The sequence below is a fragment of the Nocardioides pakistanensis genome, assembly GCF_054781215.1.
In genome coordinates this window covers 1-19,202 of record NZ_BAAGUV010000017.1, presented here as the reverse complement: position 1 = coordinate 19,202, position 19,202 = coordinate 1, and the positions used below count along the sequence as shown (strand labels likewise).

Below are 19,202 nucleotides of genomic sequence, written 5' to 3'. Positions count from 1 at the left end.
TGTGCGAATCTCGGTGATAGGCACGGGCTACCTCGGGGCCACCCACGCAGCGGCGCTGGCCGCGTGCGGCCACGACGTGGTCGGCGTGGACAACGACCCCCAACGGGTCGAGCGGCTGTGCAGCGGCTCGGCGCCGTTCCACGAGCCCGGTCTCGACGCGCTCCTGTCGCAGTACGTCGACGCGGGCACGCTCGGCTTCTCCACGGATCCCACCGCCGCGGCGGGCGCTGACGTGCACTTCCTGTGCGTGGGGACGCCGCAGCGGCCCGGCACCCACGCCGCGGACCTGTCCGCGCTGCACGCCGCCGCAGACGCCCTTGCGCCGCTGCTGGACCGGCCGTGCCTGGTGGTCGGCAAGTCGACCGTCCCGGTGGGCAGCGCAGGTGAGCTGCGGGACCGGATCCGTGCGGTCGCCCCGGCGGGGGACGACGTGCACATGGCGTGGAACCCCGAGTTCCTCCGGGAAGGACACGCGGTCGAGGACTCGCTGCACCCGGACCGGCTGGTGTTCGGTGTCGAGCGCGACGAGGACGACCAGTGGCTGCGCGACGTGTACGCCACCCAGCTCGCCGAGGGGGTGCCCGTCGTACGCACCGACCTGGCGACCGCGGAGCTGGCGAAGGTGTCGGCCAACGCGATGCTCGCCGCGCGGATCTCGCTGGTGAACATGCTGGCCGAGGTGTGCGAGGCCGCCGACGCCGACGTCGGTGACCTGACCCGGATCCTGGGGCTCGACGAGCGGATCGGCTCGAAGTTCCTCAACCCCGGCGTCGGGTTCGGGGGCGGCTGCCTGCCCAAGGACACCCGCGCGTTCGTCGCCCGCGCCGAGGAGCTCGGCGTCGACGGCCCCGTGGCGATCCTGCGCGAGGTCGACACGATCAACATGCGGCAGCGGGCACGCACGATCGACCTGGCCGTGGAGATGCTCGGCGGCAAGCCGGCCGGGCGGAAGGTGGCGGTGCTCGGCGCGGCGTTCAAGGCCGACTCCGACGACGTCCGCGACTCGCCCGCGCTCGACGTGGCGGCCACCCTCCAGGCGCGCGGCGCCGAGGTGCACGTGCACGACCCGAAGGCGAACGACAACGCGCAGCGGGCCCGGCCCGGGCTGCACACGCACGACAGCGTCGAGGCGGCGTGCCGCGACGCCGAGGCGGTGCTGGTGCTCACCGACTGGGACGAGTTCCGCGGCATCGACCCGGTCGCGCTGGCCGGCGTCGTGCGGCACCCGCGCGTGATCGACGGACGGCTGGTGCTCGACGCCGACAAGTGGCGCGCGGCCGGCTGGGACTTCCATGCACTCGGACGAGGAGCGAGGTAGGCGGATGCGGATCCTGATGTGGCACGTGCACGGCTCGTGGACGACGTCGTTCGTCCAGGGCGAGCACGAGTACCTGTTGCCGGCGACCCCCGGGCGCGACTCCGACGGACTCGGCCGGGCGCGGACCTGGGACTGGCCGGCGAGCGTCGTCGAGGTGCCCAGCGACCGGCTGCGCGACACCGACTTCGACCTGGTGCTGCTCCAGCGGCCCCACGAGCTCGAGCTCGCCGAGCGCTGGACCGGGCGCCGACCCGGTCGCGACGTGCCGGCGGTGTACGTCGAGCACAACACCCCCGGCGGCGAGGTGCCGTTCACCCGGCATCCGCTGGCCGACCAGAGCGACATCCCGGTCGTGCACGTCACCCACTTCAACCGGCTGTTCTGGGACTGCGGCGACGCGCCGACCGATGTGGTCGAGCACGGCATCGTCGACCCGGGGCACCGCTACTCCGGCGACTGGGCCCGCGCCGCGGTCGTCGTCAACGACCCGGTGCGACGCTGGCGCGCGGTCGGCACCGACCTGCTGCCGGGGCTGTCGGAGACCGCGGCGCTCGACGTGTTCGGGATGAACGTGCACCAGCTCGCCGACGTGCTCGACATCCCCGGCGACCGGCTGTGGACCTTCGAGGACCTGCCGCAGCACCGGCTGCACACGGAGCTGGCGCGGCGGCGGGTCTACGTGCACACCTCCCGGTGGACCTCGCTGGGGCTGTCGATGCTCGAGGCGATGCACCTCGGCATGCCGGTCGTGGCGCTCGCGACGACCGAGGCCGTGGCCGCCGTACCCCCGGAGGCGGGGGTGGTGACCACCCGTCCCGACGAGCTCGCGCAGGCGGTGTGGCGGTTCATCCACGACCCCTCGGAGGCCCAGGCCGTCGGCGCCGCCGCGCGCGAGGCCGCGCTGGCCCGCTACGGGCTCGGCCGGTTCCTCGCCGACTGGGACGCCCGGCTGCACGCGATGGTCCCCGCGACGGCTCGCTGAGGTGGGCGGCATGCGCGTAGTCGTGACCGGCGCGACCGGGAACGTCGGGACAGCCGTCCTCGACGCCCTGAGCGCCGACGACCAGGTCGACGAGATCGTCGGTGTCGCCAGGCGGCTGCCCGAGCACGCGCCACCGAAGGTGCGGTTCGTGCAGGCCGACGTGGCGCACGACGACATGGTCCCGCACCTTCGAGGGGCCGACGCCCTGGTGCACCTCGCCTGGATCTTCCAGCCCACCCACCGGCCGGAGGTGACCTGGCGGTCCAACGCCGTGGGCAGCGCCCGGCTGTTCGACGCCGCCGCGGCTGCCGGGGTCGCCGCGGTCGTCCACGCCTCGTCGGTGGGGGCCTACTCACCCTCTCCCCACCGGGTCGACGAGTCCTGGGAGACCCACAGTCTTCCCACCGCGGGGTACGGACGCGAGAAGGCGTACGTCGAGCGGGGGCTCGACGCCTTCGAGGCCGAGCATCCCGGCATCCGGGTGGTCCGGCTGCGGCCGTCGTTCATCTTCCAACGCCAGGCGGCCACCGCGCAGCGCCGGATCTTCGCCGGGCCGCTGCTCCCCAACCCACTGCTTCGGCCCGGGCGGCTGCCGGTGCTGCCGTGGCCGAAGGGGCTGCGCTTCCAGGCGCTGCACGCCGCCGACGTCGCGGAGGCCTACCGGTTGGCGGTGGTCTCCGACAGCGCGCGCGGCGCCTACAACGTCGCCGCGGAGCCGGTCATCGACCGCACCGTGATGGGCGAGCTGATGGGCGCCCGGACCGTGGAGGTGCCGGGGGTGGCCGCACGCACCGCGATGGCGGCGCTGTGGCACCTGCACGCCATCCCACCCGAGCCGGCGCTGCTGGACCTCGTCCTGGGCCTGCCGCTGCTGGACACCAGGCGGATCCGCGACGAGCTCGGCTGGCAGCCGCGGACAACGTCGGTGGAGGCGCTGCGCGAAGTGCTGGTCGGGATGGCCGACTTCGCCGGAGGACCGACCCCCACGCTGCGTGGCGACTCGGTCCGGGACCGGGCGCGCGAGGTGTCCACCGGGGTCGGCGAGAAGTACTCCGACGACCTCCCCCAGTGACGATGGGGGACCTGCCGCTTCCCAACGTGGTCGTGATCGGGGCGATGAAGTGTGCCACCAGTGCGCTGCACGCCTACCTCGACGCGCACCCCGACATCAGCATGACCGCCACCAAGGAGCTCAACTTCTTCAACGGGCCCGAGCAGCCCCCGCACGACGACCCCACAGCTGGTGGAGGTCCGGCCAGTGGCACCGCGGGCTGGAGTGGTACGCCGCGCAGTTCGACCCGCACACGCCGGTCCGGGGCGAGTCGTCGCCGGCGTACACCTCACCGGACTTCCCGGAGGTGCCGGACCGGATGGCGAACGTGATCCCCGAGGCGCGGCTGGTCTACCTGGTCCGCGACCCGGTCGAGCGCGCGGTGTCGCAGTGGGCCCACCACCGGCGCGACGGCGCCGAGCACCGGCCGCTCGACGAGGCCGTCCTGGACCCGGACAGCCAGTACCTCGCCCGCAGCCGCTACGCCGAACGCCTCGCGCCGTTCCTGGAGCACTTCGACCGCGGGCAGGTGCACGTGGTGGTGCAGGAGCGGCTGCTCGCCGACCGTGACCGGCAGATCGCGCGGGTCTACGAACACGTCGGCGTCGACCCGGACTGGCGCGACCCCCGTCACGAGGAGCGGCATCACGTCGGTGACGGTCGCCCGGAGGTGGATCCCGCGCTGCGCCGTGCCGTGGCGCAGCGCGTGGGCGACGACGTGCGACGCCTGCGCGAGCTGCTCGACGACGACCTGGAGGAGTGGAACGCATGACACCGAGCCTGCACCCGGCCACCGACACGATCACGGCCGTGGTGATGACCCGGGACCGCTGGCCGGACCTGCAACAGACCCTGCCCCGGCACGAGGCGCCGGTGATCCTGGTCGACAACGGTTCCACCGACGGCACGCCGGACCTGGTCCGCGAGCACTTCCCGCACGTCGACGTCGTCGCGCTCGACCGCAACCACGGCTCGGTGGCGCGCAACATCGGGGTCGAGCGGGCGCGGACGCCGTACGTCGCCTTCGCCGACGACGATTCCTGGTGGGCCCCCGGCGCGTTGGCCGAGGCAACCGAGGTGTTCGACGCGCATCCACGGCTGGCCGTGCTGGCCGGGCGGATGCTGGTGGGGGAGCAGGAACGCGAGGACCCGATCTGCGCGCTGATGGCCGAGTCGCCGCTCGGCGTCGAGGAGGACCTGCCGGGGCCCTCGATCCTCGGCTTCCTGGCCTGCGGCGCGGTCGTCCGGCGCGACGCCTACCTCGCCGGGGGCGGCTTCGACGACGTCATCTTCTTCATGGGTGAGGAGGAGCGGCTCGCCCTCGACCTGGCGACGCTCGGCTGGGGGCTGGCGTACGTCGACTCGGTCGTCGCCCACCACCACCCCTCGCCGGCCCGGGACTCGACCAGGCGGAAGGCCCGGGCTGCCCGCAACCGCCTTCTGACCACGATCCTGCGCCGCCCGTGGCCGGTCGTGGCACGCGCGCTCGCCGAGGACCTCAGGGCAGGCCGTGCGGGATGGATGGCGATCGCGGAGACCGTGCCGGTGCTGCCCCGGGCACTGGCCCGGCGCCGAGCGGTGCCCTCGCACGTCGAGGCGGCCCGCCGGCTCCTGGACCAGCCGCCGCGGACGCGCGTGCGGAGCTGACCCGGAGCCCGGGACTCAGCGCAGCTTCGGCACGCCGAGGTGGACCACCTTGGTGGCGGTCATCTCGTCGAGCAGCTCCGGACCGTAGCCGAAGCCCTGGCCGCTGGCACCCCGCGGGTGCGCGGCGCCACCGGGTGCACCACCGAACGCGGCGTTCACCTTCACGGTGCCGACAGGCAGCTCGCGCCAGGCGCGCTGGGCGTGCTCCATCGACGGGGTGAGCACCACGGCCGCCAGACCGTAGCGTCCCGAGCAGGCCGCCTCGAGCGCGGTGTCGAAGTCGGGCACCACGGAGACCGGAGCCACCGGGCCGAACGTCTCCTCGCGCATGATCCTCATCTCCGGCGTGCAGCCGGACAGCACCGTGGCGGGGTAGAAGCTCCCGGGTCCCTCCGGGATCTCGCCACCGGTGAGCACCGTGGCGCCGGCGGCCACCGCCTCGGCCACCTGCTCGTGCACGGCGTCGCGCATCCGGTCGTCGACGAGCGGGCCGAGCTGGGTCGAGGGGTCGGTGCCCGGACCGGTCACCAGGGCCTCGGCGCGCCGGACGAGTGCGGCCAGGAAGTCCTCGGCGATCGACTCCACGACGAGCAGCCGCTCCACGGACACGCAGATCTGGCCGGCGTTGGCGAAGGCTCCCATCGCGGCCTGCTCCGCGGCCCACTCCGGGTCGACGCCGGCGTCGACGATCATCGGGTCGTTGCCGCCGTTCTCCAGCAGCACCTTCGCGCCGGTGCGCACCGCGGCCTCGGCGATCGCCCGCCCGGTCGCGGTCGAGCCGACGTGCGCGATCAGGTCGACCTCCGAGGACGAGGCGAGCGCCGCGCCCGTCGTACCGTCCCCGCTGACCACGTCGAGCACCCCCGCGGGCAGCTCGGCCTGCATCAGCCGGGCCAGCTCGATGCCGGTGTGCGGCGTCCGCTCGGACGGCTTGAACACCACGGTGTTGCCGGTCACCAGCGCCGCGCCGATCAGCCCGCACGGCACGGCGACCGGGTCGTTCCAGGGGGTGATCGCCGCGACCACGCCGCGTGGCCCGGGCACCATCAGGTCGGTGGCGTCCCAGGATCCCTGCAGCGAACGTCCCCGGTGGACCGGCCCGAGCTCGGCGTACTGCCGCAGCGTGCCGACCCCGGCATCCACGCCACCGCGCGCGTCGTCGATCGGCTTGCCCATCTCACGCGTGGTGAGCAGGGCGAGGTCGTCGGCGCGCGCGGCCACCCGGTCGGCGATCGCGTGCACCGCGGCAGCGCGCTCCGCCGGAGCGGTCCGCGCCCATTCGCCGGACGCCTTGACCGCCGATCCGACCGCAGCCTCCACCTCCGCCGGGGACGCGATGGCGACCTCGCCGAACAGCGAGCCGTCGGCGGGATCGTGGATCTGGATGGTCGTGTCGGGCACGTCGCCTCCTTCGTGGTCGGGACTGTGCTGTGCCCGTACCCGCGACGACTGCTCCCACAACCCCTAGGTGGGCATCTCGTGCCGCAGGCGGTCCTCCAGCCAGCGCGCCAGCCCACGGTCGGAGGCCTGGCCGCGCCTGCCCTGACAGATCTCGTGCACGACGGTCCGTGCGACCGCCTCGGGGCTGACGCCGTACTCCGCCGCCCACAGCGCCAACAGGCTCGATGCCGCGTCGGCGTCGATGGAGTACCTGAAGATCAGGACGCCCTTGGCCTGATCCAGCAGAGCCGCGATGTCGGTGCGGTGGCCTGGCCGTACCGGCTCGTCGATGGTCCCCGTCATGTCTGTCCTTGCTCGAAGCAAGTTGTGGGTCGCCTGCTTCTCAAGCGCACAACCTCTGGTGACGGTACCCCGCCCGGGTCACCCCGTCGAGACCCCGCATGCCGCCCCACCCGGTGGGTACGCCGACACAGAAGCCGGCGCGAGCCGGGCACCCGCAGGAGAGGAGCAGACAGTGGCCAACCACGACACCGTCAGCGACGAGCTGTGGGAGGAGTTCCACCGCGTGGTCAACATGACCTCGCGCGAGCTCACCGACTGGCTGATGGTCCGCAGCGCGGACGAGAACGCCGAGTCGCTGCCCGACCAGGCCGGCACCGAGACCGGCCAGCACGTCGTGCAGATCCTCGGCAAGCGCCGCACCGACCTGACCGACAAGGACGCCGCGGTGATGGAGAAGGTGGTCCGCAAGGTCCTCGAGGAGCGCCGCGACGACCTCGAGCCCACCGCCGGCCAGGCCGCCTGGCGGCACAAGCTGATGACGCTGGGGCACGACCCGCTCAAGCCCGCGGAGTAGCCGCGTGGCCTCCGCCGACACGCTCACCTTCGTCGGTACGGCGACCACGCTGATCCGGCTGGGGTCGTTCACGGTGCTCACCGACCCCAACTTCCTGCATCGAGGTCAGCGCGCCTACCTCGGCAAGGGGCTGTGGTCGAAGCGGCTCACGCAGCCGTCGATGCAGCCCGCCGACCTGCCGCCGCTGGACGCCGTGGTGCTCTCGCACCTGCACGGCGACCACTTCGACCGGGTCGCCCGCCGCGGGCTGGCGCGGAAGCAGCCGGTGATCACCACCCCGCCCGCGGCGAAGCGGCTGAGCCGGTGGGGCTTCGAGACGCGCGGCCTGGACACGTGGCACACCGAGACCCTCACCAAGGGCGAGGAGACGCTCACCGTCGAGGCCCTGCCGGGCATCCACGCCCGCGGGGTGATGGGGGCGCTGCTGCCGCCGGTGATGGGCTCCATGCTCGAGCACCGGGTCGGCGGCGAGGTCAACCGGCGGGTGTACCTCAGCGGCGACACCCTCACCGGTGAGCACATCAGCGAGATCGCCCGGCGCCACCCCGACATCGACGTCGCCGTGGTGCACCTCGGCGGCACGCGGGTGCTGTTCCACACCGTCACGATGGACGCCGACCAGGGTGTCGACTTCCTGCGCCGCGTCGGCCCGCGTCAGGCGGTGCCGGTGCACTACGACGACTACGGCGTCTTCGCCTCGCCGCTGTCGGCGTTCACGCGTCAGGCCGGGCTGGCCGGGCTCGGCCACCTGCTCACCGAGGTACGCCGTGGGGAGACGGTCGCGCTGGGGGAGGCCGAGCCGGGGGAGTGACGTCACAGGCATGACCCTCGGCGCTCGGGGCATCCCGAGCCATGCCCCACAACGGACGCCGGGCGCGTGACGCGGCCCGCGAGCACTTCGGTCACGAAACCCTGCTTCCCGGGCAGGAGGAGACCATCGGGGCGCTGCTCGACGGCCGCGACGTGCTGCTGGTCTCGCCGACCGGCTCCGGCAAGTCACTGACCTACCAGGTCGCCGGAGTGCTGCTCGAGGGCTGCACGGTGGTGGTCTCGCCGCTGCTCGCGCTGCAGGCAGACCAGATCGACAGCCTCGAGGAGGGTGGCCCGCAGCTGCGCGCGGCGCGGGTGAGCTCCGCGGAGACCGACAAGCAGCGCGAGGAGGCCCTGGAGCGGGCCCGGACCGGTGAGGTCGAGTTCGTCTTCATGTCACCCGAGCAGCTCGCCGCCGACGACGTCCGGGAGCGGGTCCGCGAGCTCGGCCCCAGCCTGGTGGCCGTGGACGAGGCGCACTGCGTGTCCGCGTGGGGGCACGACTTCCGGCCTGACTACTTCCGGCTCGGCGAGCTGATCGACGACATCGGTCGGCCACGGGTGATCGCGATGACCGCGACGGCTGCGCTGCCGGTGCGCAACGACATCGTCGACCGGCTCGCCCTGCGTGACCACCGCGTGGTCGTCACCGGCTTCGCCCGCGACAACATCGCCCTGCGGGTCACCCGCTGTGCCGGCGAGGACGAGCAGCGCCAGGCGGTGCTCGACGCGGTCACCGAGGGCGCTCAGGACGGCGGCGCCGGGATCGTCTACTGCCGCACCCGCAAGGGCGCCGAGGAGTACGCCGGCATCCTCGAGCTCGCCGGGCGTCGCACGGCGGTCTACCACGCCGGGCTGAGCCAGAAGCGGCGTGACGCCGCGCACGAGGCGTTCATGGCCGACGAGGTGGACACGATTGTGGCGACGTCGGCGTTCGGGATGGGCATCGACAAGCCCGACGTCCGGTACGTCGTCCACGCCGACGTGCCCGAGTCGCCGGACACCTACTACCAGGAGGTCGGTCGCGCGGGGCGTGACGGCGACCCGGCGACGGCGACGCTGGTGTACCGCGCCGAGGACCTGTCGCTGGGTAGGTTCTTCGCCGGCGGCGTCCCCAAGCGCAAGGACGTGGCCGCCGTACTGGCCGCGCACGCGAAGGACCCGGACACGGTCCGCGAGGCGACCGGTTTCGGGCCACGCAAGGCCGGCCGGATCCTCAACCTCGCCCAGCTCGTCGCCGAGACCGGCGGCCCCACCGGTGCGGGGCAGAAGGTCGTGGACGCGGTGGTCGAGCGCGCCGAGGCGCAGCGCAAGCTGGAGCACTCGCGGGTGGAGATGATGCGCGGCTACGCCGAGTCCGACCGGTGCCGCGCGGAGTTCCTGCTGGCCTACTTCGGCGAGCCGGCCGACGGCTTGTGCGGCATCTGCGACAACTGCCGTGCCGGGGTCGCGGAACAGCCGGCCGACGAGAGCCGGAGCCCGTTCCCGCTGCAGTCCCACGTCCGGCACGCCGAGTTCGGCGAGGGCACGGTCACCGACATCGAGGAGGACCGGATCACCGTCCTGTTCGACGACGTCGGCTACCGCACGCTGTCCCTGGCGCTGGTCGAGGAGCAGGAGCTGCTCGAGGGGGCCTGACCGGCATGGCCCCTCCCGGGTCGGGTACGGCTCACCATGCCCGCGAGAGTCGCCCGCGCGAACGTCGCCGCCACCGGGTCCTGGACCGACCCGGACGGGTTCCGGATGCCCGCCGGTGAGGTGCACGCCTGGCTGTCCGGCACGAACCAGACCCTGTGCGGGCTCTCGACGAAGCGGTCGCGGCTGGAGCGGTTCTCGCACGTGGACTGGCTCGACGTGCAACCCGCGACCGGGCGCGACGCCGACGAGGTGACCGACGTCTGCCCGCGCTGTGCAGCCGCGATGGGACAGCGCCGGGACACGAAACCGTGGACGCGGACCAACCCGCGCCCCTGACCGAGATCGACCGCACCCACCCAACCCCCCGAGGAGGAGCGATGGCCGACCAGCTTCCGCTGCCCGACTACGACAACCTGCCCACCGGCTCGATCGAGTCCCGGATCCGCACGCTCGGCGAGGCCGACGTCCGCACGCTGCTGGACCACGAACGGGCGCACGCCGACCGGATCCAGGTGGTGCAGCTGCTCGAGCGGCGCCTGGTCGCGCTGGACACCGGGGAGGCCGAACCCTCCGGCGGCAACCCCCAGGCCGTGGCACCCGAGGCGGCTGCCGGCCCGGCCGGCGGATCGAAGGTCTCCCCGCAGACCGAGGGCGACCCCCAGAACCCGCCGTCGCAGGGCGTGCCCACCAACCCCGCCCAGCCGCGCCGCTGACCGCCGAGAGGGAGGGAGCACAGATGCAGAACCCCGGGAGAACCACCGGCCGTCTGGTCCGGGCCCTGGGCGCCGCGAGCGCCGGGCTCGGCGTGCCGATGCTGTGGCGCACCGACGACGTCGCCCGGTTCGCCGGTGTCGACGACAGCCCGGTCGCGCCCGCCATGATCAAGGCCGTCGGCGCGCGCGAGATGGTGCACGCCGCGATGCTGCTGGTCGGTCCGCAGCGCTCGGTGTGGACCCGGGTGGCGGGCGACGCGATGGACCTCGCGGTCCTCGGGAACGCGCTGGCCGCGCGCAGCGGCGAGCGCAGGACGCTTACGACGCTCGCCACGGCCGCCGTCGCGGGGATCACCGCGGTCGACCTCTACGCCGCCGTGCGCACCGCTCGTGCCCAGCACGGCGCCGGCCGGCCCGGACCGCTGGAGCTGCACGCCTCCACCACGATCGCCCGCAGCCCGCAGGAGGTGTACGGGTTCTGGCGTGACTTCGAGAACCTGCCCGACTTCATGCTGCACCTGCGCTCGGTCACCGACCTCGGCGACGGCAGGTACCGCTGGGAGGCCAACGCGCCGGTCAAGCGCAAGGTGACCTGGGAGGCCGAGGTCACCGGCGACGAACCGGGCCGGCGGATCTCGTGGAAGTCGACCAAGGGCCTGGCCAACTCCGGCACCGTCCACTTCGCGGAGGCGCCGGGCGACCGGGGCACCGAGGTGCGCGTGGTGCTCCACTACGACGTGCCCGGCGGCCGGCTCGGACGGGCGGCCGCGAAGCTGCTCGGCGAGGAGCCCGAACAGCAGGTGCGCGACGACCTGCGCCGGTTCAAGCAGGTGCTCGAGACCGGCGACGTCGTACGCACCGACGCGCTGCCGCACGGCACCGACGCACGGCACCAGATGGTGCAGGGACCGGCCAAGCCGGCCACGCACGAGAAGGCGAGGACCCACCGATGAGAGCAGTCGTGTGGGAAGCGCCGACCAAGGTCGGCGTGCAGACCGTGCCGGACCCGCAGATCCTCAGCAGCCGGGACGCGATCATCAAGGTCACCTCGACCGCGATCTGCGGCTCCGACCTGCACCTGGTCGACGGCTACATCCCCAGCGTGGTGCCCGGCGACGTGCTGGGCCACGAGTTCATGGGCGAGGTGGTCGAGCTCGGCGCGGACGTGAAGAACCTCCGGGTAGGCGACCGGGTGGTCGTGCCGTTCCCGATCGCCTGCGGCGCCTGCCGGCCCTGCAAGCGGGGGCTGACCTCGCTGTGCGAGAACTCCAACCCCAACGCCGGCCAGGCCGAGAAGCTGCTCGGCCACTCCCCGTCGGGCATCTTCGGCTACTCGCACATGCTCGGCGGCTACCAGGGCGGGCAGGCGGAGTACGTCCGGGTGCCGTTCGCCGACGTCGGGCCGATGAAGATCGAGGACGACCTCACCGACGAGCAGGTGCTGTTCCTCACCGACATCCTGCCCACCGGCTACATGGGCGCCGACCTGTGCGACATCCAGCCAGGTGACACGGTCGCGGTGTGGGGCGCCGGCCCGGTCGGCCAGTTCGCGGTCGCGAGCGCCTACCTCCTCGGCGCGGAGAAGGTGATCGCGATCGACCGCGTCCCCGAGCGGCTCGCCATGGCCGAGGACAAGGGCGGCGCGCACCCGCTGAACTACGAGGAGGTCTCGGTGCTGCGGGAGCTCCGCGAGCTCACCGCCGGCCGCGGACCCGACCACGTGATCGACGCGGTCGGCATGGAGGCGCACACCGACGTCACCCCGCTCCACGTGTACGAGAAGGCCAAGCAGGTCGCCAAGGTGGAGACCGAACGTCCGCACGCGCTGCGCGAGGCGATCCTCTCGGTCGCCAACGGTGGCACGGTGTCGATCATGGGCGTCTACGGCGGGATGATGGACAAGTTCCCGATCGCTCGGTGATGAACCGGTCGCTGACGATCAAGACCGGGCAGTGCCACGTGCACCGCTACATGCGCCCGCTGCTGGAGCGGATCCGCAACGGCGAGATCGACCCGACGTACATCATCAGCCACCGGATGTCGCTCGAGGACGCGCCTGAGGGCTACGACCTGTTCAAGCACAAGCAGGACTCCTGCACCAAGGTGGTCCTCAAGCCGTGAGGCGCCGTTCCCGGGAGGCCGCGGCCGAGCCCGCCAGGCCAGCGCCGACGGTGGTGGCCCCGCCGGCGGTGCCCGGCCCGATCGCCAGGGTCTGGCAGGACCCGCTGGGCCGCGCCGGCATGCGCAGCGCCCAGATCCTGCTGGTGCTCGCCGTGGCCTGGGTGGTCACCGACGTGGCGATCCGGCTGCGGCTGCTGGTGATCCCGCTGCTGATCGCCACGCTGATCGCGGCGGCCGCCAACCCGCTGGTCGACTGGCTGGACCGACGCCGGTTCGTCCCGCGCTCGCTCGCCGTGATCGGCACGATGCTGGCCGGCCTCGCGCTGCTCGGCGGGCTCGGCTGGTGGATCGGGGCCGCGGTGGCCAGCCAGTGGCAGGACCTGCGCCGGTCGGCGGTCGAGGGCCTGGAGCAGCTGCGCGACTACCTGGTCGACGGGCCGCTGCCGATCGACCCCGGCGACCTGAGCGGCCTGCAGGAGCGGGCTCGCGAGTTCCTGTCCGGGGCCCAGGTGCAGCAGGGCGCGATCACCGGAGCGACGGCGGTGCTGGAGTTCCTGACCGGGCTGTTCCTCGGCATCGTGCTGCTGTTCTTCCTGCTCCGCGACGGTCGCCGGATCTGGGGCTTCATCGCCGACCAGCTCCCGGCCCGGCAGCGCGACCGTTGGCACACCGCCGCGACGCGCGCCTCCGGCGTGCTCGGCGGCTACGTCCGGGGCACGGCGGTGGTCGCGACCGTGGACGCGCTCGTGATCGGGATCGGCCTGGTCGTCGTCGGTGTGCCGCTGGCGCTTCCGCTGGCCGTCGCGGTGTTCCTCGGCGCGTTCATCCCGCTGGTCGGCGCGACGCTGGCCGGCGCCCTCGCTGCGCTGGTGGCGCTGGTCTCCAACGGGCCGGTGACGGCCCTGATCGTGGTCGGCATCGTGGTCGCGGTGAACCAGCTCGAGGGCGACCTGCTCTACCCGGTCGTGATGGGCCAGGCCCTGGCGCTGCACCCGCTGGCGATCCTGCTGGCGTTGACCGCCGGCACCATCGTCGCCGGAGTCGTCGGCGCGATCCTCGCGGTGCCGTTCGCGGCGGTGGCGTGGGTGGTGGTGAAGACCTTCCGGGAGGCCCGGGCGCGCGAGCCGGTCGATCCCGCCGGATCGGGGCGCTGATCCGCTGCTGGTTGTCGCCTCGCGATATTAGGCTGTGCGCATGGGGGAAGACACGGGGGACGCCGGGGCGGCTGCGCCCGATCCCGGGTCGTTCGCGACACCGCAGGAGTTCGCCGAGGCGTTGACCGCGCTGCGGCACCGGTCCGGTCTGTCGATCCGCAGGCTGTCGTCGATGACCGGCATCCCGTCGGCGACGCTCGGCGGCTACTTCGCGGGCCGGCACCTGCCCTCGGTCAGCCAGCGCTCGGCGCTCGAGGACGTCCTCGGCGCCCTCGGCGTGGACGACCCGACCGAGGTGGACCGCTGGTTCGAGGCGGTACGCCGGCTGCGGGCTCGTCCGGCCGAGCGGACGCCGAACCCCTACCCCGGCCTGGTCAGCTTCACCGAGGAGCAGGCCGACCGGTTCTACGGCCGGGAGCACTACGTCGCCGACCTCGAGCAGGCTGTCCGGACCGCGCTCGCCGACCCCGCGCGGCCCGGGATGGTCGCGCTGATCGGTGCCTCCGGGTCCGGGAAGTCCTCCCTCCTCCGGAGCGGGCTGATCCCGCGGCTGCGCGAGAACGGCATCGCCGTCGCGGCACTGGTGCCCGGCCGCGACCCGGTGGCCGCGCTGGACGGGGTCGCTGACGGCGAGGTGCTCGTCATCGACCAGCTCGAGGAGCTGTTCGCCGCCGACGCCGCCGAGCGGGCCACCTTCCTCGACCGCCTCGCGGGCCTGACCGCCTGGAACGGCTCGCGGCGCCGGGCGGCGGTCCTCGGGGTCCGGGCGGACTTCTACGGCCAGCTGCTCCGCGAGCCGGTGCTGCTGCAGGCCCTGCAGCACGCCCAGGTCGTGCTCGGGCCGATGTCCGAGGCGGAGCTGCGGCAGGCGATCGTCGAGCCGGCCCGCTCGGTGGGGGTGAGCGTCGACGACGAGCTGGTCGAGCGCCTGCTGCGCGACCTCGCCCCGCGCGGCCAGGCCACCGCAGCCCACCATCCCGGCGCGCTGCCGATGCTGTCACATGCGCTGATGGTGGCCTGGGAGCGCCGGGAGGGCAGCCGGCTGACGCTCGCGGACTACCTGCAGACCGGGGGGATCGCCGGAGCGGTGCAGGCCACGGCCGAGCAGGCCTACGAGGGGCTCGACGACCAGGGCCGCGACCTGGCGCGCAACCTCTTCGGCCTGCTGGTCAACCTTGACGAGGAGGGCGTGCTGACCCGGCGCCGCGTTGGCCACGACGAGCTCGGCCACCTCGCGCGCGACCACGAGGTGGAGGAGGTGCTCGAACGGTTCATCTCCGCGCGGCTGCTGACCGCCACGGACACCACCGTCGAGGTCAGCCACGAGGCGTTGCTGGAGGCCTGGCCGCGGCTGTGGCAGTGGGTCGACGAGGACCGCGAGGCGATCCGGGTGCGCCGCCGCGTGTCCAGCGCGGCCGCCCTGTGGGCCGAGCACGGCCGCGACGACTCCTCGCTGCTGCGCGGCGCGCCGCTCGCCGCCGCCTTGGAGCTGCTCACCCTCGACCAGCAGCGCGGCGGCGGGCTCCTCACGCCCGCGGAGCGGGAGTACGTCGAGCTGAGCCGCTCCCGCGAGGGCGAGGAGCTGCGCCGGGAGCAGCGCCGCAGCCGCCGGCTCGCCCAGCTCCTCGCGGCGGCGAGCGTGATGGCGCTGGTCGCCGCCGGCCTGGCGATCCTGGCGCTGGACTCCCGGAGCCAGGCCCGCGACCAGCGCGCCGCAGCCGCTCAAGCCCGCGACGAGGCACTCTCCCGGCAGGTCGCGATCGAGGCCGACCGGCTCGTGGACACCGACCCGATCGTCGCCAAGCAGCTCGCGGTGGTCGCCTACGAGATCGCCGCCACCGACAAGGCCCGCTCCAGCCTGCTGGACACCACCTCCACCCGCGACGCGACCCGGTTCGTCGGCCCCGACGGCAGCATGCGCGCCTCCGCGACCCGCGACGGCTCCCTGCTCGCGCTCGCCGGCGCCGACGGGCACGTGCGGCTGTGGCAGCGCGGCGGGGACGGCTCCTACTCGCAGGTCGCCGAGGTCACCGCCGACCCCGCGGGCGGCCTGCTGTTCGCCGGTGCGATCAGCCCCGACGAGCGGCTGCTCGTGGTCGGCGGGATCTCCGGTGCGGTCGCGGTGTTCGACATCAGCGACCCCACGACGCCGGTCCTGATCGCGACGCTCGACGAGCCGGAGACCGCCGTACAGTCCCTGGCGTTCAGCCTCGACGGTCGCACGCTCGCGGCCGCTACCAGCGACCCGGCGCTGCACCGGTGGCGCATCGACGGGGAGACCGTGCGGCCGCTGCCGGTGCTGCGCGACTTCGAGACGTCGGTGCAGGCGGTGGCGTTCGCGCCCGGAGGGGTGCTGGCGACGGCGACCAACGACGGCCAGGTCGCCCTGTGGCGCAGCACCGCCGACGGCACGCCCCGGCTGCTCCACGAGACCCGGGTCGGCGAGGGCACCACCTCGGTGCTGAGCCTGGCGTTCAGCCCCGACGGCCGGACGCTCGCGGCCGGGGCGAAGGACAAGCAGGTCCGGCTCTGGGACGTCTCGACGCCCGCGAGCCCGCGACCGCTTGCCGGCCCGCAGACCCGGCTCGACAGCTTCGTGCACAGCGTCGCGTTCTCCGCCGACGGGGCACGGGTCGCCGCCGGCGGCGCGGACGGCTCCGCCCGCGTGTGGGAGCTGGCCGGCGGCGCAGAGATGGACCGGGTGCCGGTGCCGGCGAACGTCACCAGCGTCGCGTTCCTCGACGGCGACCGCAGCCTGCTGACCGGGTCCCTCGACGGCACCGCACGGCTCTGGTCGCTGCAGCGGCCCGGCGTGCACGAGCCGAGCGACAACGTGTGGTCGCTCGGGTACGACGAGGCCGGGTCCCGGCTGGTGGCCGGGCCCGGCACCGCGGACGGCGCGGTCCATGTGTACGACCTGGCAGCGACCGGCGAGCACGCCGAAGGAGCGGCGCTGCGCGCTCCGGCCACAGCGGGCGCGCTCGACGGGTCCGCCGCGATCTCCCCGGACGGCGAGCTGGTTGCCGGAGGCACCGCCACCGGCAACGTGGTGCTCTGGCGCGACGCCGGGGACCGCTTCGAGCAGGTCGTGGTGCTCGCCTGCTCGACCCAGCTGATCGAGGTGGTGGCCTTCGGTGACGGCGGCCGGCTGCTCGCCGCGGCCGGCGACGACGGCGCCGTGGTGGTGTGGGACGTCGCCGCGCTGCTCGCGGGTGATGGCGAGGGCGCTGAGGTCGCCCGCGTCAACGTCGGCACCGTGCCGTTGGGGATGGCGCTCGACCCCGATGCCTCGCTGCTCGCGGTCGGGGCCGCGGACAACCTCGTGCACCTGTGGCGGCTCGACGAAACCGGGGCCGTGGCGGAGGAGCTCGAGCCGCTGAGCGGGTTCGAGAACTACGCCAACGGGGTCGCGTTCAGTCCCGACGGCCAGTTGCTCGCGTCGGGCAGCAGCGAGGCCGCCGTACGGGTCTGGGACGTCTCGGACCCCACCTCGATCGAGCCGGTCGGCGGGCCGCTCCTCGGCCCGACCGAGACGGTCTACTCGGTGGCCTGGCACCCGGCCGGCGACGTGCTCGCCGGAGCCAGCACCGACGGCACCCTCTGGCTGTGGGATCTCGCTGACCCGGCTCGGCCGGACCGGCTGGCCAGCCTCGCCGGGCTGGGTGCGGACGCCTACGTGGTGACCTTCACCCCCGACGGCTCGAAGGTGCTGGCCGGCGGTGCCGGCGGGGCGGTCACGTCCTGGAGCACCTCGCCGGACGGGGCACTCGAGCAGGTGTGCGCGACCACCGGCACCCGGATCAGTGAGGCCGAGTGGGCCCGCTACGTCGAGGGCCTGGAGCCGTTCGACTACTGCGGCTGAGCGCCGTACGGCGGCTGTCCGAGGCGTACGGCCGTACGGAGTTGTACGGAAAGCCCGTCCGCGCTCCACGGGCCGCGCCGGAACCCGGATAGTGGTCCTGCGCCCGAGGGGGACTCGGGGCGCAACGCCGGGGAGCTCCGGGAGGAGCGGCGCCGGTGTTCACGAGCCAGCGCAACGGGGGTGCTCGGGAACACCGAAAAGGCTGCCCATCCTCCCGGAGCCGGGCATCATGGGGGTTCGGCCGGTCGCTGTCTCCGCGACCGGTTTCAGGGGGTGGGGACGATGAACGACGTACGCAGACAGGACCGGCTCACGAGCGTGCCGGCACAGCGCCGCGGCCGGCACCCGGGCGCGGCAGCACAGCTGGGGCGCCCGCCGCACAACCCGCGGCCGTTCCGGCGGGCGACCGTGGCCGCCGTGGTGGCCGCCGCTCTCGTGGTCGTGGGCTGGGTCGGCTGGGAGCAGTCCAACTGGCCGCCCCCGCCGCCGACGGGCACCTCGGTGGAGCAGTCCACCGGCGAGTGACCGGTACGACGCCTTGTCGGCGGGTTAGGTACGTCAGGTACTTGACGTACTGAATGGGCCGAGGCACCATGAAGGGTGCCCGAAGGAGTCCCGGCATGACCTCGCGCCACTTCAGTTCCTACACCCAGGCCCGCCAGCAGTTGCGCGCCGTGCTCGATGCTGCCAGCAGCGGCGTCGTGACGACCATCGACCGCGACGACGAGCGCTTCCTGGTCGTATCGGCGGAGCAGCAGCGTCGCGACCTGACTACGTTGCGCCCGTCTCGTGCCGCGGTCGTCGCTGAGGGCGGTGGCTGGGTGGTCGTGCTCCCCGGCCTGCCGGTCCACGGTGACGGGGAGACGTTCGACGAGGCGATCGAGGACGCCGTCGACGCGCTGCGTGAGTACGCACAGGACTGGAACGACCGGTTGCGCCTGGCGCCGAACCACGCCCAGAACCATGCAGTCGTCGAGCTGATCGAGCTCTCCGACGACGACGAGCTGCGCGACTGGTTGCTCGGCGGCGCTCCCGCCGCAGCCACCACACAGGACGAGCAGGACATGCGCTCGCAGCGGTTGCTTCGAGCGTGAACGCGGGCACTCGGGTCGACCACAACCAGTTCTGCATCAACGACAAGTGGGAGAAGGTCCGCGACGCCAGGGGCCGCGAAGTGCGCCACCACGTCACGTGGGAGCTTGCACTCGGAGATGGCCGCATCCTCCGCACGCGCATCTCGAGACCGCTGAAGAAGGAAACCTACGGGCCCACCTTGTGGAGGCGGATCCTCCGTGACCAGCTCGAAGTCACCGAGGAAGAGTTCTGGGCTTGCGTCACGGAGGGCGTTCGCCCCGACCGTGGCGTCCACGACGACCAAGTGCCGCAGAATGCGTTGCCCGCTCAGCTCGTGTACCAGCTCATCCATCAAGCGGGTATCAGCGAGGACGAGGTCGCGCGGATGACCCTTCAGCAGGCGACCGCAGCGATGGCCGCCTACTGGAGTACGCCTCGGGAACCTTGAGCCAGACGAAGGTCACGCTCGAGAGGCGGGTACGGCGGGGCTCAGGGGCGAGACGCTTCCCGTCAGACCCGATCTCGCAGGTAGGGGTGTGAGGGCGTCTGGTTTCGGGTGCTCGCCCCGCGTGTCA

The 19,202-nt window shown here is 73.3% G+C and carries 20 protein-coding genes; 18 read left to right on the top strand and 2 right to left on the bottom strand.

Annotated features, from left to right (window positions below):
* The first annotated feature begins 1 nt into the window (after position 1).
* The 5 genes from ACYVIH_RS07565 to ACYVIH_RS07545 are packed head-to-tail and all read left to right on the top strand — an operon-like array spanning position 2 to position 4,998.
* Positions 2–1,318, top strand: a complete 1,317-nt coding sequence (locus ACYVIH_RS07565; protein ID WP_460867783.1) for a UDP-glucose dehydrogenase family protein — start codon at positions 2–4, stop codon at positions 1,316–1,318.
* 4 nt (positions 1,319–1,322) lie between these two features.
* Positions 1,323–2,300 carry a glycosyltransferase gene (locus ACYVIH_RS07560; RefSeq protein WP_460867781.1) on the top strand — a complete coding sequence of 326 codons (978 nt, stop codon included), beginning with the start codon at positions 1,323–1,325 and terminating at the stop codon, positions 2,298–2,300.
* Between the two features lie 10 nt (positions 2,301–2,310).
* The gene (locus ACYVIH_RS07555) at positions 2,311–3,372 is read left to right on the top strand and encodes an NAD-dependent epimerase/dehydratase family protein (protein ID WP_460867779.1); all 1,062 of its coding nucleotides are present in this window, start codon (positions 2,311–2,313) and stop codon (positions 3,370–3,372) included.
* Positions 3,293–4,123 carry a sulfotransferase gene (locus tag ACYVIH_RS07550; RefSeq protein WP_460867778.1) on the top strand — a complete coding sequence of 277 codons (831 nt, stop codon included), beginning with the start codon at positions 3,293–3,295 and terminating at the stop codon, positions 4,121–4,123. Before ACYVIH_RS07555 ends, ACYVIH_RS07550 begins: the two co-directional genes overlap by 80 nt.
* Complete coding sequence (locus tag ACYVIH_RS07545) at positions 4,120–4,998, top strand: glycosyltransferase family 2 protein (RefSeq protein ID WP_460867775.1); 879 nt, start codon at positions 4,120–4,122, stop codon at positions 4,996–4,998. Before ACYVIH_RS07550 ends, ACYVIH_RS07545 begins: the two co-directional genes overlap by 4 nt.
* A 15-nt stretch (positions 4,999–5,013) precedes the next feature.
* On the opposite strand, the gene ACYVIH_RS07540 is transcribed toward ACYVIH_RS07545, so the two are convergent.
* Together ACYVIH_RS07540 and ACYVIH_RS07535 are read right to left on the bottom strand one after the other, a co-directional pair.
* Positions 5,014–6,399, bottom strand: a complete 1,386-nt coding sequence (locus ACYVIH_RS07540; protein WP_460867773.1) for an aldehyde dehydrogenase family protein — start codon at positions 6,397–6,399, stop codon at positions 5,014–5,016.
* Positions 6,400–6,462: 63 nt separating this feature from the next.
* Positions 6,463–6,741 (bottom strand): ANTAR domain-containing protein, encoded by a 279-nt coding sequence (locus ACYVIH_RS07535; protein ID WP_460867771.1) that lies wholly within the window; start codon positions 6,739–6,741, stop codon positions 6,463–6,465.
* 172 nt (positions 6,742–6,913) lie between these two features.
* Here ACYVIH_RS07535 and ACYVIH_RS07530 point away from each other — a divergent pair, with 172 nt between their 5' ends.
* From ACYVIH_RS07530 to ACYVIH_RS07470, 13 genes are all read left to right on the top strand, one after another.
* Positions 6,914–7,255 (top strand): DUF3140 domain-containing protein, encoded by a 342-nt coding sequence (locus ACYVIH_RS07530; RefSeq protein ID WP_460867769.1) that lies wholly within the window; start codon positions 6,914–6,916, stop codon positions 7,253–7,255.
* Between the two features lie 4 nt (positions 7,256–7,259).
* Positions 7,260–8,066, top strand: coding sequence for an MBL fold metallo-hydrolase (locus ACYVIH_RS07525; protein WP_460867766.1), 807 nt, complete (start codon positions 7,260–7,262; stop codon positions 8,064–8,066).
* 41 nt (positions 8,067–8,107) lie between these two features.
* Entirely contained in the window at positions 8,108–9,703 is a 1,596-nt protein-coding gene (locus ACYVIH_RS07520) for a RecQ family ATP-dependent DNA helicase (protein ID WP_460867764.1), read from the top strand.
* Positions 9,704–9,739: 36 nt separating this feature from the next.
* Positions 9,740–10,039 (top strand): hypothetical protein, encoded by a 300-nt coding sequence (locus tag ACYVIH_RS07515; protein ID WP_460867762.1) that lies wholly within the window; start codon positions 9,740–9,742, stop codon positions 10,037–10,039.
* A gap of 41 nt (positions 10,040–10,080) precedes the next feature.
* A complete protein-coding gene (locus ACYVIH_RS07510) occupies positions 10,081–10,416 on the top strand; it encodes a hypothetical protein (protein ID WP_460867760.1) in 336 nt (111 codons plus the stop codon).
* A gap of 23 nt (positions 10,417–10,439) precedes the next feature.
* On the top strand, positions 10,440–11,369 hold the full coding sequence (locus ACYVIH_RS07505) for an SRPBCC family protein (protein WP_460867758.1): 930 nt from the start codon (positions 10,440–10,442) through the stop codon (positions 11,367–11,369).
* A complete protein-coding gene (locus tag ACYVIH_RS07500) occupies positions 11,366–12,337 on the top strand; it encodes a zinc-dependent alcohol dehydrogenase (RefSeq protein ID WP_460867756.1) in 972 nt (323 codons plus the stop codon). Before ACYVIH_RS07505 ends, ACYVIH_RS07500 begins: the two co-directional genes overlap by 4 nt.
* On the top strand, positions 12,337–12,537 hold the full coding sequence (locus ACYVIH_RS07495) for a hypothetical protein (RefSeq protein WP_460867754.1): 201 nt from the start codon (positions 12,337–12,339) through the stop codon (positions 12,535–12,537). Before ACYVIH_RS07500 ends, ACYVIH_RS07495 begins: the two co-directional genes overlap by 1 nt.
* Positions 12,534–13,691 carry an AI-2E family transporter gene (locus ACYVIH_RS07490; protein ID WP_460867752.1) on the top strand — a complete coding sequence of 386 codons (1,158 nt, stop codon included), beginning with the start codon at positions 12,534–12,536 and terminating at the stop codon, positions 13,689–13,691. The genes ACYVIH_RS07495 and ACYVIH_RS07490 overlap by 4 nt, the downstream gene beginning before the upstream one ends.
* 40 nt (positions 13,692–13,731) lie before the next feature.
* Positions 13,732–17,553 (top strand): nSTAND1 domain-containing NTPase, encoded by a 3,822-nt coding sequence (locus ACYVIH_RS07485; protein ID WP_460867750.1) that lies wholly within the window; start codon positions 13,732–13,734, stop codon positions 17,551–17,553.
* A 282-nt stretch (positions 17,554–17,835) separates the two neighbouring features.
* Positions 17,836–18,078: a hypothetical protein gene (locus tag ACYVIH_RS07480; RefSeq protein WP_460867748.1), complete on the top strand. Its 243-nt coding sequence runs from the start codon at positions 17,836–17,838 to the stop codon at positions 18,076–18,078.
* A 95-nt stretch (positions 18,079–18,173) separates the two neighbouring features.
* A complete protein-coding gene (locus tag ACYVIH_RS07475; protein WP_460867746.1) occupies positions 18,174–18,647 on the top strand; it encodes a hypothetical protein in 474 nt (157 codons plus the stop codon).
* Positions 18,644–19,075, top strand: a complete 432-nt coding sequence (locus tag ACYVIH_RS07470) for a hypothetical protein (RefSeq protein WP_460867744.1) — start codon at positions 18,644–18,646, stop codon at positions 19,073–19,075. Before ACYVIH_RS07475 ends, ACYVIH_RS07470 begins: the two co-directional genes overlap by 4 nt.
* Positions 19,076–19,202 lie beyond the last annotated feature (127 nt).